Raw genomic sequence first — 16,508 nt, forward strand, 5'->3', positions numbered from 1 at the left:
CAAATGAGTTTTACTATGATCAGCTACCCCAACAAAACAAGGTGGCTTAACTAGAGCGGAATATCACTTATAAATACGCTTTTAGTTGTTCAAACAAGTGGGACCACCTCTATAGCAACTATACCGAGCTCTCCAATTCAGACGATTGCGACAAGTACGTAAAGCAATTTATACAGGAATTTCCGCTGCGTAATGCTGAAATTGGACAGGGGACTTTAATCAAACGTGCCCTACCGAGTCGACATAAACGCATGATTGGCGCATGGTGTTTTCTGGATCATGCAGGCCCTGTGAGTTTTCCGAAAGGTGAAGGTTTAGATGTTGGCCCACATCCACATATTGGTTTGCAAACCTTTACTTGGATGATTGAAGGCACAATCATACACACCGATAGTTTGGGCACCAAGCAGTTGATTCGTCCGAAACAGGTCAATTTAATGACAGCAGGTTATGGCATTTCGCATACCGAAATTGCGCCTGAAACTGAAACCCTTATGCATACCGCTCAGTTGTGGATTGCATTACCTGATGATCAGCGCAATATGGCACCGCGCTTTGACCACTACCCTGACTTGCCTGTGGTACACCAAGATGGTTTGGAATTTACCATTTTGGTGGGTGAATTTTTAAAGACGACATCACCTGTACGCGTGCATAGTGACTTGCTCGGGGTGGATATTAGTGCAAGCACATCGAGTAAAACCCGTTTAGCACTCAATCCTAAATTTGAATATGGTTTGATGATGTTAGCGGGAACAGCAACATTGCATGGGCATGAACTGACCGATGAAAATATGTTACTGCTTGAACCTGGGCTGACTGAAATTGAATTGCATGTGCATGCAGGTGCACGGCTATTACTTTTAGGTGGTTTGCCGTTTGAATCGCCCATTTTGTTATGGTGGAATTTGGTCGGAAGAACCCATGAAGAATTAGAACTGGCTCGGGAGCAGTGGGTCAATCAAGATCCGCGTTTTGGTTCAATTCCAGATTATGACGGACCACGTTTAGAAGCACCGACTTTTCCGGCAAGAATTCGCGCATCGAGTTGACATACTCCCCGACCTAAAGGACGGAGATTCCTACTGCTAGACGCTCATGTCCGAGCGCAAGAATATTCAGTGCGGAATTTACATCCCGATCATGGAGCGTACCGCACTCCACACACTGCCATTCTCTTATTCCAAGTCCTGCTCTACCTTTCGGACTACTATAGCGTGAGCCACAGCACGAGCAAGTCTGGGTGGTATAGGCTTCATTGACCTCTTCATACCATACCCCTGCGTTCTCGCATTTATACTTGAGCATGGTTTTTAGCGCAGAAAACCCTGTATCCAAAACAGACTTTGCCATCTTGGTTTTTACAAGTTTTTTTGCACTCAAGTCACCTACAACAATCAGTGCATTGTCTTTGACAAGCATAGTGCTTGCCTTATGCAAATGATCTTTACGACAGTTTGCAATCTTAGCGTGTAATGCACGTACACGCTTTTTATTTTTTGCTCGTTGAGCAGCAGCTAATTTCTGTTCGTACTTGCGATAGAACTTAGGATTTGAAATGACTGTACCATCAGAACAGGTAGCAATATCTTTTAAACCTAGATCAATACCTATGGCTTTGCTTGACGTTGGCTTAGCTTGCTTTGGTGAATCTATAACAAGACAAACATACCAACGTCCACGACTATCTTCTACGAATGAGCCTGTTTTGATATTGTATTTACTTAATCCGTAACTATCCCATAGTTTAAATTGATGTTTACCATATTGAACATAGCCATCAGCATATTTGATTGCAACCTTTTTAAACGGTATCCAACCTAATGAACGTCTAGCTGATTTTTTATTACTGACACGCCATTTTAGTTTTGCTTTTTTGAATTGCTTGCGTCTTGTGACCAATTCTTCTGTCACTGCCTGAATAGTTTGACTGTGCAAGTTGCATTCTTTCGATGTGCCTTTGGTGTATTTTGCAATATCGTATGCTGAAAAGAATTGTTGTTTTCTTTGAAGATGTTTAAAACACAAATCATTGACATAATTCCAGACAAAATTTACTTCAGATGCTAACTGATTTAGCACCTTGCAATGTTTGTCTTTTATGCGTAATTTGAGTGTCTTCATCCAATTATTTTAACAATATTTTTCTTAATAGTGACTATAGTACAAGTATTTAAAAAGACATTTCGTGTCGTTAATATGGTTTACTCCAGTCGCTTATATCCTCGTGCTGAACCACGAGGTTTTACGCTCCAGTGGATAAATTTTAGTAAAGTAGTTTGAAAGAGGGAAAGCAGCTGACAAAGATTGGAAAAGTACAGCTACACAGTTTAGAGACAGCCTAGCAAAGTCAACTACTGTAAAGCGGACAGCATCAATTTATTGTGGATGGGCCTGAGTCTTTGGGTGATCCTGATATAGGTCCCGCTGCTATGATTTGCTTTGTAGAGCTCTACTCACCTGCACTATGATTACCTTGCGTATGTAATCACAGCATAAGAGATTAGATGTTAGCAAATTTCAAGTTGAGGCTCATTTACGCAGTATGGAGACTCGTACTGAGTTTGGTTAAACATAGGTTGAATCCATCTCTTACAAATAGCCCTCTAGGACAGATCTTTTTTTATAATGTTGATTCAAATATAAGCGTACAATCACTCAAAAACATAGGCAATAAAACAAAATAGGACGTTTTATGATTACTTTACACCACCTTGATCAATCCCGCTCTTTCCGCATTTTATGGGCCCTTGAAGAGCTGGGCTTAGACTATGATATCAAGTTTTATCACCGTCAGCCCAATTTTAGTGCGCCCAATGAATTGAAGCTGATTCACCCATTGGGTAAAGCGCCAATTTTAACTGATGCAGAGCAGACCATTGCAGAATCTGCAGTAATTTTGGAATACTTGCAGCAGCATTATGATTTGCAAGCGCAGTTTCAACCGCAGCAGACTTCTGCACAGCAAGCCTATCAATACTGGATGCATTATGCCGAAGGTTCATTAATGCCATTGTTAGTAATGCAGTTGGTATTGACCAAAGTGCCACAGCAAGTGCCATGGTTAGTTCGACCAGTAGCAAACAAAATTAGTGCAGGTATTAAAGCAGGATTTATTCAACCTCGTTTAAAAGATCATATTGCCTATTTGGAAGCTTATCTGTCCGAACATGATTATTTTGCAGGCGATTTTTCTTTTGCTGATATTCAAATGAGCTTCCCTCTTCAGGCACTGCAAAGTCGTACAGGGCACCGTTATCCACAGATTGCAGCTTATTTGCAACGTGTAGAACAGCGTCCTGCATTTCAATCTGCACGCGAACGTGAGCAGCAATTATTGTAACAACACTCGCGATGTTTCTTATGCGTATAAGATTTTGTATCCTTTAAAAAAGATGCCGTGGCATCTTTTTTAAGTGATTTTAATCTATTGATAACCTCACCAGGCTTAGCGTTTCACTACAATCGAATCAATGCCACTATGCTGCAGAGTCTGCTGGGCAATCACTGCCGCTTCTGCTGAGTCATAAGGCCCTGAAATCACACGATACCATGTTTCGCCGCCGTCGGTACTTTTCACTACATCAGCAGATAAACCATTCAAAATAATTTCAGCACGACGTGCATCGGCAGCATCTGGGTCGGTGTAGCTGCGAACTTGCAAAATATAGCTGGCTTTGACCACAGGAGCAGGCATTTCGGTTAAACCAACATCGGCTTCACTGGCAGCTGTTGCTTCTATCGCAGCAGGTGCTTCAACAATAACTACGCTATTTTGTTGCTGTGTTTCAGGAACCGCTTGCTCAGGAATAGGCGTGACCTGTTGCTGTGGTAGCAAATCGTAAAAACGATAGTCTTTGTTGGTATCTTCTTGATAATGCTCTGAACTGATTTGACCCTTAGGTTGCACAGGTGCCCAAGGTCTCCAAAGCATTAAACCCACAGCAAAACACAACAGTACTAAAACGACCACGAGCGTGCCTAACCACGCAGGAATCAGTGGTTTTTTGGGCTTATTGGGGCGCTCAGATACACCGCGTTGCGTTTTTCCAAACACGAGGAAACCTCTTTATTGTCATCAATACCAGAAACTTATTTTGGGTCACTTTATTTTGTATGTTGCCTGAATAAATTTAAGCAACATACGATCAAGATAAAGAATCGCTTTGCAAAGTTCAAGCATTGCAAAGCGAGAAACACATCAGTGTTGAGATCACGATCTCAAACATCAATTTTCAGTCTTACGACCCTCAACGCGTTGCTCAGTGAATTACATCGTTTCAGGTGCAGAAACGCCCAATAACTCTAAGCCATTGCGCAAGACTTGTTGCACGTTAACTGAAAGCAATAAACGCGCCTGAGTCAAAGCTGTATCATCATTCAGCACTTTATGCTCGTTGTACCAACCATGGAACAAGGCAGCTAATTCTTTCAAGTAGTTACCTACCTGATGCGGTTCGTGGCTGTTGGCAGCACGCACTAAAATTTCAGGGTAGGCTGCCAGTTTGGCTAAAATTTCAGTTTCAGCATCTAGCTCAAGTTTTGCAGCAAATTGACGTGCCTCGGCAGCATCAAAATTGAGCTGTAATGCCGCCGCTTTTTCGAGCATACGACAAATACGCGCATGTGCATATTGAATGTAGTACACCGCATTGTCTTTACTTTGCGAAACAGCTAAGTCTAGGTCAAAGTCAATATGTTGTTCAGATTTACGCATCACATAATAGAAACGCGCAGCATCGTTACCAACTTCTTTACGCAAGTCGCGTAAGGTCACGTATTGACCCGAGCGAGATGACATTTGCACCATTTCACCGCCACGCCATAGGCTCACAAACTGCACCAACAGCACGGTGAGTTTTTTCGAATCATAGCCGAGCGCATCAATCGCCGCTTTTACACGTGAAATATAACCGTGGTGATCTGAACCCCAGATATCAATTAGGTCCGTATAGCCACGTTGTAATTTATTTAGGTGATAAGCAATGTCTGAAGCAAAGTAAGTGGTTTGACCATTACGGCGTTTCACTACGCGGTCTTTTTCATCGCCAAATTCAGTTGATTTAAACCAGATATTGCCGTCTTGTTCGTACAGATAACCACGTTGATCTAGGGTTTGTAGGGCTTCATCAATTTTTTCAGTCAATGATGCTTCACTAAACCATTGGTTAAAGGTCACGCCAAACTCGCCCAAGTCATCTTTAATGTCGGCCAAAATGGCGTTCAAGGCCGCTTGGTGGAATACGCGATAGTCATTGCCCAAAAGGTTTTGCGAATTGAAGATCAAACCATCAATGTGTTTTTCTTTATCGCCCGATAGCACCACTTTGTTGCCATCGGCATCGAGTTCTGCCGCATATTGCACATCTTCAGGTACATTGTGATATACATCTGCAACAGGGCGAACGTGGCGTTCACCATCTTGTTTTAAAATGCTTTGTGCAATGTCTTTGACATAGTCACCTTGGTACGCATTTTTCGGGAAAACCAGAGTTTGTCCAGCCAGTTCCAAATAACGTAAATAAGTCGAAGTCGCCAAAATATCCATTTGACGGCCTGCGTCGTTGACATAGTATTCACGCTCAACTTTGGCACCTGTGGCCTCAAGTAAGTTGGCAACGGTCATACCATAAGCTGCACCACGACCATGTCCTACGTGTAGGCTTGAAGTTGGGTTGGCAGAAACGAATTCGACCTGAATCCTTTTTTGCGCATTGATTTGGCTGCGACCAAAATTTTGTTGTTGTGCTTGAATTTGATCTAAAACGCTAAAACGTTGATCGGCATTTAAAAAGAAGTTAATAAAACCTGGTCCTGCAATTTCTGCTTTGCTGATATCTGCCACTTCAGGCAGAGCAGCAAGAATTTTTTCGGCTAAATCGCGCGGCTTCATACCCGCAGCTTTAGAGGCAATCATGGCAATATTCGATGCGAAATCGCCGTGGCTGCGGTCTTTGGTACGGGTTAAGTTACTCGTATTGTTCCAGTCAGATGGGAGTACACCTTCAGCTTGAAGGGATTGCACTGCATGCTCGAGCGCTGCTTGTATTGCCGTATTCATATTGATTCGAAAAATAGATGTGCAGAAAAACGCTAAATATAGCAAATTTCAGGGGCTTTAGGGGAATGCAATTGTATGCTTTATCGAATTTTGCGGTGGGTGGATCTAAAGCAATACATTGCCTGAAAAATCATCCTTTCTCTAAGCAATTCATGGCATAGTATCTGCCAATAACGTCAGTCAAAAGGCGATGCCATGAAACAACGTGCAATGATTTTTGGCAATGTACCCAAGTTACCTATGAAATGGGCCACCGTGGTGATTCCTTTCTTTTTATCGTGTTTGATGAGTGGCATCATTTCATTCATCAATATGATTCGTAATTTAGGCTGGATTGATGGTTTTTTTGCACTCTGGTTCAATAACTGGATGATTTCTTGGGCCTTTGCTTTTCCAGTGGTGCTGTTTGTTTTGCCAATGGTACGTAAATTCGCTAGCCTGATTGTAGATATGTCAGCTTTACAGCCACCGAAATAATCGTGATTGTATTGTTCTCTGTTTAGGTTGATTCAAAGAGCGTAGCACTCAAAAATATACGGTTATCAGAAATAAAAATCATTCAGATTTGGCTATCAAACTTCTAAATGCCCCCTTTGCTGCAAAAGGGGCTAAGCTAGTCAGATGTCTGATGGCGTATCTCAATCCATGCGCCATTCGCAACTGATTAGAATGAGATGAACAATGACAACCGCAAATCTGCAGCAAAAACGTCCTTTATATATTCCCTATGCGGGCAACAGCCTTTTAGAACTGCCTTTATTAAACAAAGGTTCTGCATTTTCTGAAGAAGAACGTACTCGTTTTAACCTGCATGGTTTAATTCCGCATGTAATTGAAAATATTGAAGAGCAAACCCAGCGTTCTTATCAGCAATATTGTGCTTTTAGTGATGCCATCAACAAACATATTTATTTACGCAATATTCAAGACACCAATGAAACCCTGTTTTATCACTTAATCGAGCAGCATTTGAGTGAGATGATGCCGATTATTTATACCCCAACGGTGGGTGAGGCATGTCAGCGTTTTTCCGATATTTATCGCCGTCATCGTGGTATTTTTATTTCGTACCCTGACCGCGCCCACATTGACGATATTGTGCAAAACATCAATAAAAAGAATGTCAAAGTGATTGTGATTACTGATGGAGAGCGTATTTTAGGTCTAGGTGATCAGGGCATTGGTGGCATGGGCATTCCAATTGGGAAACTGTCTTTATATACCGCTTGTGGAGGTATTAGCCCTGCCTATACCTTGCCCATTACCCTCGATGTTGGTACCAATAACCCACAATTGCTGAATGACCCAATTTATATGGGCTGGAATCAGCCGCGTATCAATGGTGAGGAATATTATCAATTTGTTGATCAAGTGCTTGATGCGGTGAAACGTCGCTGGCCAAAGGCTTTAATTCAATTTGAAGATTTTGCTCAGAAAAATGCCATGCCGTTATTAAACAAATATCGTGATCAAATTTGCTGTTTTAATGATGATATTCAGGGTACGGCAGCAGTTTCTGTGGGCAGTTTAATTGCAGCATCACGGGCTGCAGGCAAACAATTGAAAGATCAAACCATTGCCTTTTTGGGCGCAGGTTCGGCAGGTTGTGGTATTGCCGAGCAAATTGTGGCGCAAATGGTGGTCGAAGGTCTAAGCGATGCTGAAGCGCGCGCTCGCATATTTATGGTAGACCGTTATGGCTTGTTTACCGATAATCAGCCGAACTTACTCGACTTCCAAAGCAAACTGGCACAAAGCACGGAACGTGTCACAGGTTGGGGCAATGCAGAAGGCATTATTTCATTATTGGATGTGATTCAGCATGCTAAACCAACCGTGTTGATTGGCGTGTCTGGGCAACCGGGTTTATTTACTCAAGAGATCATTCAAGCTTTGGCCGCCAACTGCGAGCGTCCAATTGTATTGCCACTTTCGAATCCAACCTCACAAGTCGAAGCGTTTCCTGCCGATATTTTGGAATGGACGGAAGGTAAGGCACTGATTGCCACAGGCAGTCCATTTGAGCCAGTGAATTATCAGGGCAAAATTTATAATATTTCGCAGTGCAATAACTCTTATATTTTCCCGGGCATTGGTTTAGGCGTGATTGCTGCAGGTGCAACGCGGGTGACTGATAGCATGCTCATTGCATCAAGTAATGCTTTGGCAGATTGTTCGCCATTGTTGAAAGACCCGAATGCAGATTTGTTGCCAGATTTAAATGAAATTCAGCAAGTTTCTAAGTTTATTGCTTTTAAGGTGGCAAAAGCTGCAATGGATGCAGGCGTCGCACCTGTGTTAGATGACGAAGCTTTACAACAGGCAATTGAAGCGAATTTCTGGAAGCCTGAATATCGTGATTATAAGCGTGTGACGTTTTAAGCAAAAATCTAGTGGTATTGTTAATCAAAGAAAACAAGGCGTGCCAATTGCACGCCTTGTTTTTATTTGAAAAGGTGTTGGTGATGTGATCACTTGGAATTTGAATCCTCAACTGAGCCTAAGCAATATAGTTCTGCTTTGGATTTAGATCGGCACAATTCAAAGGATTTAAGGCACATTGCAACTCATCAATTTGTTGCTCACTGACATAGCCTTGTCTAATCAGGTATTTCGCAACGTGGTCATCTCTCAGGCTTAAAAATGCAGCGTCATACACACCTAAATCGACAAATAAGGCTGCGGTTTCAAGACTGTTAAAACGGTCTAAATATACGTCATTGCCATACAGCAGAAAAATATGTTCAGTGGGTGCATGCGCATCGACCTTTAAGCGTTCTGCCAATTCAAAAGGTGAGGTTTTAATGAACAGTAAATCGGACAATTCATCAAATTGAGCTGTATCGAGTTGTACTTCATCTGTTTTGACTTTGCCTAACCATGCTTTAAAGACCAATACTGCACCACCACGTAATAACATACTCCAAATATGTTGGCGCGTGCTTTGATCCAAGCCTTGCGCTTCTTGTTCCAAAACATCCAGTAATGGCTGCTCTTGTGCTGCAAGCTTGTCAAACAGACCTAAACCTTGTGGTTGATATGCGGCAGGACGAAACACATCAAAATTGAGTTCCTCAAAGACTTGCAGGGCTAAGGGCACTGCGGTTTGATACATGGTATTCAATGCTTGTAGGTGGGGAGCTTGGAGCTTGCTGTTTTGAAACAGACGATTCCAATGAATTTCGGGCAAAATCGTATTCACGCCATATTGACGATGGAGTTGCTGTGTTTGTTCTGCAAGCTGCTGTTGAGGGTTCACGGTATTCATGAGATTCTTCCTAAAACGTGAAAATAGGTCGATCAACGCTGATGGGGCGAGCATTTTATTTGGATGTGGTTTGGAGATAAACGCGCTGATCATTTCTTGTACTTAGTTATGCGCGCAGATCATCAATGGATGTATAAGACTAAAGTCTAATAAGAGCGAGTTTGCTTGGAAAAGCCTTTATAAAATCCTCAATTAAAAAATTTGTAAGCAAGTTTGGGTGTATTTGCTTACAACTTCGTAAGGCTTTGCCATAGTGAATCTGATCATGATATTTAATGTGAATTGTATCGAGTCAGAACCGAGTGTTTTTGAAAGCTTTGGTCAATTGATGTGCTGGATCAGGCCAATTACTGTCAATATTCACAGCACATGTGTTGGATTTTCACTGTACCTATATTTCGCTCTGTAAAGTGAAGTCTTGTCATCAGACTGCTAAATGTAACCAAACCAGAAAATGTAACTAGGTCAGTGCGCTCATCGCAGCTTTATCTCTGAGAGATGAACGCCAAAATTAACCAAAGCCAGATAGCTGAATCAAGTGGCTGAAATTTTCAGACCCGATAACCAAGAGCGCAGTGATGCTGGTTTTAACGGTTTTTTCAGCAGGATGATATTGAGGTCTTTTAAACGCTGAGGTAACTCTGGATCAGAGTCTGCTGTAATTAACGCCACAGGAACATCAGCCTGACGATGTTCCAAAATGAAATCCAAACCGATTTTATCGTCATTTAAGTGCTGATCGATTAACCAAACTTGAATATGCTCACGTTGAATCAACTCAATTGCTTGTTCAGGTTCGGTGGCTTTAAATACATGATAGCCCCATTTACTCAGTAGAGTCGCCATGCCTTCCAAAATGGTTTCATCATTGTCTAAACATAAAATTTTATAGGCTTTGGATTTCAATGGCACCACTTGCACAGGTGCCGCCACCACTTTTGGTGCTTCGACAATCGGCACTTCAATCATAAAGCATGAGCCTTTGCCCAATTCTGAATAGACATGCACAGGGTAGTTCAATAAACGGGTCATGCGATGCACAATCGCCAATCCAAGACCTAGACCTTGCTCACCCCAAGGTGAAGTATGTCCACAACGCTCAAATTCCTGAAACAGTTTAATACGTTGTTCTTCGGCAATACCTGGACCTGTATCCCACACCCCAATCCGAATATGTTGTAGTTGTTCTGCAGAGCGTAATACCCCAACCACCACACGCCCTTTGGCGGTATAGCGCAGCGCATTGCTGACAAAGTTTTGAATAATACGACGAATCCATTGCGGGTCAGTGTCAATCCAGAACGGTACATCATGCACACGAAATTCAATGCCACGTTGTGCCGCAATAGATTTAAATTGCAGGCTTAAATCACTCAGTAAGTCATGTAATGGATAAGCCTGACGTTTCGGCTGAATCGTGCCGCCTTCCAAACGGGCAATATCCAGCAAGGCCGAAATCATACTTTCTGCACCATGCAAGGCACGATCCAGTTGCTGTAAGGTTTTCCGGTCTTCATCAGACTGAATGCTTTGTTCTAAAGCCGTGCTGAACAAGCGTGCCGCATGCATCGGCTGTAATAAGTCATGACTGGCAGCGGCAATAAACCGGCTTTTGGACATATTGGCTTTGTCGGCTTGTTCACGAGCCAATTGTTGTTCGGACAAGGCATCGGCCAATTGTTGGGTACGATCCTGCACCCGTGCTTCAAGTACCGCTTCGGTTTCACGGAAGGAGGTAATATCGGCAAAGGTGGTCACGAAACCACCGCCTTCAATTGGATTACCACGCATTTGAATCACACGACCATCTTTACGAATGCGTTCAAATTCATGTGCGCTGCCCAGTTTCATCCAGTGAATACGCTTACGCACGTGTTCTTCAATCGAGCCCGGGCCACATTCACCCCGTTCTGCGTTATAGCGAATCAAGTCGGCAATTGGGCAACCGACGTAGACAATATCTTTAGGATAATCAAATAATTTAAGGTATTGATTATTCCATGCCACCAAACACATATTTTCATCGACCACACTCACGCCTTGGGTCATGTGGTCGATCATGGTCATGATTAGGTTTTGGTTAAAGCGTTGCCATTGCGAGGCTTGGTCAAGAATGTTCGCAACTTGCCCTAAAGCGAGTCCATTATTGACCATGGCGGTGGTGAGTAAGGTACGCGCAGATGCTGCACCAATAGTACCTGCCAAATATTGTTCGGTAAAACGCCACCACATGCCATTGGCGTTTGCGTTTTCATTCAGCACCACATTATTTTGCTGACTAAACTGCTCAAAGGCTTGTCGGGCTGGAGATTCGCCTGTAATGCGTTTTGCAAGTGTGATTAAATCGCCTACTTTTAAACGTGCCACATCCTGATGTGAATAGCTGACCTCATTACTCATGTTCTGAGTTGGCAAAGGTTTGGTCTCATAATAAAAGAAACTTTCGGCCTGAATTTGTTCTGCCACACTTGGGCGAAAAATACGTGACACCCAAATGTATAACAATATATTTAAACCGAGCGCCCAAACGACCCCGTGTGTGAGCGGTGCAAAAGATTCAAAGCCAAGCAAGGATTCAGGGCGTAACCAGTTGATGCCCAAAGGCCCAAGCAATAAAAACTCACGGGTAAACTCGCTGAACTGACTTGGCAGGCTGCGTAAAATAGTCGGAAGTAGCAGGGTATAGGCCCACATCGCAAAACCAACAATTAAGCCTGCATAAACGCCCTGTTTACTGCCACCACGCCAATATAACCCCCCAATCAGGGCAGGGGAGAATTGCGCCACTGCACTAAAGGCCAACAAGCCAAACACAGAAAGCTGATCAATATCGTTAAAGAAATTGAAGAACAGGAAGCCAAGCAGCATCACCGCTAAAATACAAATGCGTCGGGTGACTTTCAACACCAAAGGCAAACGCTTGTCATGGCGTGAAAAAATGCCCATGCGCCACAAGGCAGGCATGATCAGATCATTACTCAACATGATTGACAGTGCTACCGAAGATACCAACAGCATGCCTGTCGAGGCCGAGAATCCCCCTAAGAACGCTAACAGCGTCAGCCAGTCCTGGTTATAGCTAAGTGGTAAAGACAATACCGCCACATCGGGGATGGCTAAATATTGCGGAGCTGCATGCAAAGCCCAACTGGCAATGGGAACAATCGCAATGGTGGTTAAAATCAGATAAACGGCAAACCAACGACGCGCACCTCGAATATGTTTTTCATCGCGCAGTTCGACCACAGCAACGTGAAACTGACGCGGCAAACAAATTATTGCTAAGGCCGCCAATAAGGTTTGAACCCAGAAGGTTTCAGGCACCCCAAACAGCTGCACTTCATGAAAGGTAATAGAGACATCGTTGGCAATTTGGTGAATATTGTCGGGGGCTTCAAATATAAAGAAGAAAGCCACAGCAAGCAGGGCAAATAATTTAACAAAGGATTCAAAGGCAACCGCGAGCATTAAGCCGCCGTGTTGTTCGGTATTGGCAATTTGTCGGGTACCAAATAGCATCGCTAAAATAGCCAATAAACCTGTGAGGAATAACACCGCATTGGTGGTACTTTCGACATTATTGCTTTGATCCAAAATCACTGCGGCACTAAGCGCAATTGCACGTAATTGCAGAGCCAAATAAGGAATAATTGCAATCACTGCCAAAATTGTGACCAGTGATGCCAGAGGTCCACTTTTCCCATAACGTGCGGCAACAAAGTCAGCAATAGATGAAATGGCGTGGTGTTGTCGTACGCGACCTAAACGTCGCCAAATATCATAACCAACAGCGACAAACAGTAATGGTCCTAAATAAATTGGTAAAAAAATGATCCCTTCACGAACGGCTGCGCCCGTTGCGCCATAAAAAGTCCATGATGAACAATACACCCCTAAAGTTAAGCTGAACATGAGCATGCGCCCACGTGAGCTTAAACGACTGGCATGTTTTTCCCCATAGAAAGCACAAATAAAAAGTAATGCGATATAGAGGGCTAAAACCCCCATAATGAGCCAGCTGTTCATGATGCCTTAAAAGTATCGACAATAGGGCTATGATAGCCTATTCCATAGCCTTTGCGATGAGGTTGATCATTTTTTTAGCGACCAAAGTCTAAATTGCAAATGAGGCTCAACATTGTTAATTTTAAGTTCGAAATAATTCGAATTAAAAATTTGCGCCTAAGGCAGGGCGCTTTAAGGAGCAGGTTATGGATGAGGTACAAGTAGATCGTATTCTACAAAACCCAAAATTCAAAGAAATGGTTCGCAGAAAAAGTAACCTAAGCTGGACATTAACAGCAATCATGTTGTTTGTGTACGTAGGTTTTATGCTTTTAGTGGGCTATAACAAAGAATTTTTATTGAGTTCAATTTCTGGCGGTGTGACGACTTGGGGTATTCCACTGGGTCTGGGCATTATCGTTTTATCTTTCATTTTATGTGCGGTTTACGCATCAATTGCGAATAGCAAACTTGACCAATTGAATGAAGAAGCGATGCGTGAAGTTGAAGCAATTACACATGAGAAAGGACCGCACTAAGATGAAATGGAATTCATTGAAAGCACTGGCTGCGTCTACTGTATTAATGTCAGGTATGGCATTTGCAGGACCAGATTTAGGTGCAGCAGAACAGCAGCCAACCAACTGGCCAGCAATTATTATGTTCTTGATTTTCGTTGGCGCAACTTTGTTCATTACTAAATGGGCAGCGAAGCAAACTACGAGCACTAAGGACTTCTATACCGCAGGCGGTGGTATTTCTGGTTTCCAAAATGGTCTAGCGATTGCAGGTGACTATATGTCAGCAGCATCGTTCCTCGGTATTTCCGCAATGGTGTTTATGTCAGGCTTTGATGGCTTGCTATATTCACTGGGCTTCATGGTGGGCTGGCCAATTGTATTGTTCTTGATTGCTGAACGTTTACGTAACTTAGGTAAATATAACCTTTCTGACGTGGTATCGTTCCGTCTAGCTGAAAAGCCGGTACGTACCCTTGCAGCATTCAGTTCACTTGTTGTGGTTGCGTTCTATCTGATTGCACAGATGGTAGGTGCGGGCCAGTTAATCAAACTACTCTTTGGTTTGAACTACAACCTTGCGGTAGTAATCGTGGGTCTACTCATGATGGCTTACGTAATGTTCGGTGGTATGTTGGCAACAACTTGGGTACAGATCATCAAAGCGGTGATGTTACTTTCAGGTGCAACTTTCATGGCCTTCATGGTAATGAAAGGTGTGGGCTTCAGTTTCACTAACATGTTCGAGCAATCGATCCAAGTATTCTCTAAAGTACATGACTTGAGCTTGGCAGATGCTGCAAACATTATGGGTCCTGGTAATTTAGCGTCTAACCCAATTGATGCAATCTCACTTGGTCTTGCGTTAATGTTCGGTACTGCAGGTTTACCACATATCTTGATGCGTTTCTTCACAGTAAAAGACGCGAAAGAAGCACGTAAATCAGTAGTTGTAGCAACAGGTTTCATTGGTTACTTCTACTTATTAACCTTCATCATTGGTTTTGGTGCGATCCTTTATGTATCAAACAACCCACAATTCCTTGATGTTGCGAAAATGGCAGTGACTGGCAAGTTAGAACTTGTTGGTGGTAACAACATGGCTGCGGTGCACTTGTCTGACGCAGTTGGCGGTGACTTGTTCATGGGCTTCATTTCAGCGGTAGCATTCGCAACAATTCTTGCGGTTGTAGCTGGTTTGACATTGTCTGGTGCTTCAGCAATCTCTCACGACTTGTATGCTAACGTATTCAAGAAAGGTCAAACGACTCCTGAATCTGAACTTCGCATGTCTAAAATTGCAACTTTAGGCTTAGCTATCTTCGCAATGATCTTGGGTATTCTTTTCGAGAAACAAAACGTTGCGTTTATGGTCGGTTTAGCATTCTCTGTAGCAGCATGTGCAAACTTCCCAGTACTTGTATTGTCTATGTACTGGAAAGGCTTAACGACTCGCGGTGCAGTGATTGGTGGGGTAGCAGGCTTAGTTTCAGCAGTCACCTTGATTGTATTGTCTAAAGCAGTTTGGGTAGATACGCTGCAAATTTCTGACACACCAATCAATCCATTCAATGGTCCTGCGATCTTTGCAATGCCACTTTCATTCTTCTGCTGCTGGTTGTTCTCTATCACTGACAACTCTGCGCAAGCACAAGCTGAACGTAAAGCATTCGATGCACAGTTCGTACGCTCACAAACTGGTATTGGTATCTCAGGTGCATCTGACCACTAAGGTCTGAAACACCCCAAAAAAAAGTCCCAGTCATGGGACTTTTTTTATGTCTGCCTGTTGGCTTGGGTAAGCATGCCGATAAATATTTTGAGTATTTATGGATACGGTTATTGAGATATGCAATTTTGATACAGAGTGATTGCATTACATGACTAAATAAGCTGCTATGTTGGATGCAATATAAAAAGAATAGGCAGCAGATATATGTACATATTAGACAATGTCTGGAAAAGGTTTCAGGTCTTGCCTTCGGCATGGCTGTTGTTTTTGCAGTTTGTGATTTTGCTACTTTCACTCTTTTCACAGCACAACATGCCCTATAAAGTCATAACATGGATGGTCGGCGTACTGGTCTTGTTATTGATTGCTAAAGTTATTCGTCAGACTCCTATGCTGAGTGTGCTGGGACTAAGTTTTGTATATGCTGCACTATTTTTTTCAGTATTGATTTTATTGGGGGTGCGGCATCCGCTGGTATTGGTACTGAGTCATGCCTGCGAAGCGGCTGCATATTTTAGTGCTGCTTATGGTTTATTGCGCTATATGTTTCATGATCGCTATTTAACCAAAGATGAGTTGTTTGCTGCGGCAGCAGTCTTTACTTTAATTGCTTGGGGATTTGCCTTTTTATATAGCATTTGCCAGATATTGATTCCACAGAGTTTTCAGAATCCAAATGTTATAGGCATGCAAAGCTGGCTAGACTTGCTGTTTCTGAGTTTTAGTTTGCAGTCTGCGACAGGCTTATCTGATCTTATACCGATCAGCCCAGAAGCACGGGTGATTGCCATGTTGCAAATGTTCTGTGGCGTGATGTATTTGGCATTGATCGTGTCACGTTTAATCGCATTGCAATACATTCGCCACTTACCGCATCATCACCATGATGATTCATCTGAGTGAAATAGCAGTTCAATTTTTTCA

12 protein-coding genes are annotated in these 16,508 nt (G+C 42.9%); 7 read left to right on the forward strand and 5 right to left on the reverse strand.

The window, feature by feature from the left end; genetic code table 11:
• Nucleotides 1-62: 62 nt before the first annotated feature.
• A complete protein-coding gene (locus L6C30_RS08950; RefSeq protein ID WP_236163393.1) occupies nt 63-1,052 on the forward strand; it encodes a pirin family protein in 990 nt (329 codons plus the stop codon).
• 13 nt (nt 1,053-1,065) lie between these two features.
• Here the strand turns inward: L6C30_RS08950 and L6C30_RS08955 are convergent, their stop codons facing one another.
• The gene (locus tag L6C30_RS08955) at nt 1,066-2,124 is read right to left on the reverse strand and encodes an RNA-guided endonuclease TnpB family protein (protein ID WP_070155028.1); all 1,059 of its coding nucleotides are present in this window, start codon (nt 2,122-2,124) and stop codon (nt 1,066-1,068) included.
• 571 nt (nt 2,125-2,695) lie between these two features.
• Between L6C30_RS08955 and L6C30_RS08960 the strand changes: the two genes are divergently transcribed.
• Entirely contained in the window at nt 2,696-3,343 is a 648-nt protein-coding gene (locus tag L6C30_RS08960; RefSeq protein ID WP_236162921.1) for a glutathione S-transferase, read from the forward strand.
• Nucleotides 3,344-3,448: 105 nt separating this feature from the next.
• Here L6C30_RS08960 and L6C30_RS08965 read toward each other — a convergent pair whose 3' ends face one another.
• Together L6C30_RS08965 and argS are read right to left on the reverse strand one after the other, a co-directional pair.
• On the reverse strand, nt 3,449-4,057 hold the full coding sequence (locus L6C30_RS08965) for an SPOR domain-containing protein (RefSeq protein ID WP_236162920.1): 609 nt from the start codon (nt 4,055-4,057) through the stop codon (nt 3,449-3,451).
• A gap of 213 nt (nt 4,058-4,270) precedes the next feature.
• The gene (argS, locus tag L6C30_RS08970; RefSeq protein WP_019837141.1) at nt 4,271-6,061 is read right to left on the reverse strand and encodes an arginine--tRNA ligase; all 1,791 of its coding nucleotides are present in this window, start codon (nt 6,059-6,061) and stop codon (nt 4,271-4,273) included.
• 195 nt (nt 6,062-6,256) lie between these two features.
• On the opposite strand from argS, the gene L6C30_RS08975 reads away from it, so the two are divergent.
• Together L6C30_RS08975 and L6C30_RS08980 are read left to right on the forward strand one after the other, a co-directional pair.
• Nucleotides 6,257-6,538 (forward strand): DUF2798 domain-containing protein, encoded by a 282-nt coding sequence (locus L6C30_RS08975; protein ID WP_236162919.1) that lies wholly within the window; start codon nt 6,257-6,259, stop codon nt 6,536-6,538.
• A gap of 204 nt (nt 6,539-6,742) precedes the next feature.
• Nucleotides 6,743-8,443 carry an NAD-dependent malic enzyme gene (locus L6C30_RS08980; RefSeq protein ID WP_236162918.1) on the forward strand — a complete coding sequence of 567 codons (1,701 nt, stop codon included), beginning with the start codon at nt 6,743-6,745 and terminating at the stop codon, nt 8,441-8,443.
• Between the two features lie 118 nt (nt 8,444-8,561).
• Here the strand turns inward: L6C30_RS08980 and L6C30_RS08985 are convergent, their stop codons facing one another.
• Nucleotides 8,562-9,329, reverse strand: a complete 768-nt coding sequence (locus L6C30_RS08985) for a hypothetical protein (protein WP_236162917.1) — start codon at nt 9,327-9,329, stop codon at nt 8,562-8,564.
• 534 nt (nt 9,330-9,863) lie between these two features.
• Nucleotides 9,864-13,355, reverse strand: coding sequence for a PAS domain-containing hybrid sensor histidine kinase/response regulator (locus L6C30_RS08990; protein WP_236162916.1), 3,492 nt, complete (start codon nt 13,353-13,355; stop codon nt 9,864-9,866).
• A 185-nt stretch (nt 13,356-13,540) separates the two neighbouring features.
• Here L6C30_RS08990 and L6C30_RS08995 point away from each other — a divergent pair, with 185 nt between their 5' ends.
• The 3 genes from L6C30_RS08995 to L6C30_RS09005 all read left to right on the forward strand — a co-directional run bounded on the left by L6C30_RS08995 (nt 13,541) and on the right by L6C30_RS09005 (nt 16,487).
• Nucleotides 13,541-13,873, forward strand: coding sequence for a DUF485 domain-containing protein (locus L6C30_RS08995; protein WP_019837146.1), 333 nt, complete (start codon nt 13,541-13,543; stop codon nt 13,871-13,873).
• Between the two features lies 1 nt (nt 13,874).
• Nucleotides 13,875-15,584: a cation acetate symporter gene (locus L6C30_RS09000; protein ID WP_019837147.1), complete on the forward strand. Its 1,710-nt coding sequence runs from the start codon at nt 13,875-13,877 to the stop codon at nt 15,582-15,584.
• A 204-nt stretch (nt 15,585-15,788) separates the two neighbouring features.
• The gene (locus L6C30_RS09005) at nt 15,789-16,487 is read left to right on the forward strand and encodes an ion channel (RefSeq protein WP_019837148.1); all 699 of its coding nucleotides are present in this window, start codon (nt 15,789-15,791) and stop codon (nt 16,485-16,487) included.
• Nucleotides 16,488-16,508: the final 21 nt, after the last annotated feature.

Origin of the sequence: Acinetobacter sp. KAM396, from assembly GCF_021602765.1 — a bacterium.
In the GTDB taxonomy this organism is placed as follows: domain Bacteria; phylum Pseudomonadota; class Gammaproteobacteria; order Pseudomonadales; family Moraxellaceae; genus Acinetobacter; species Acinetobacter towneri_A.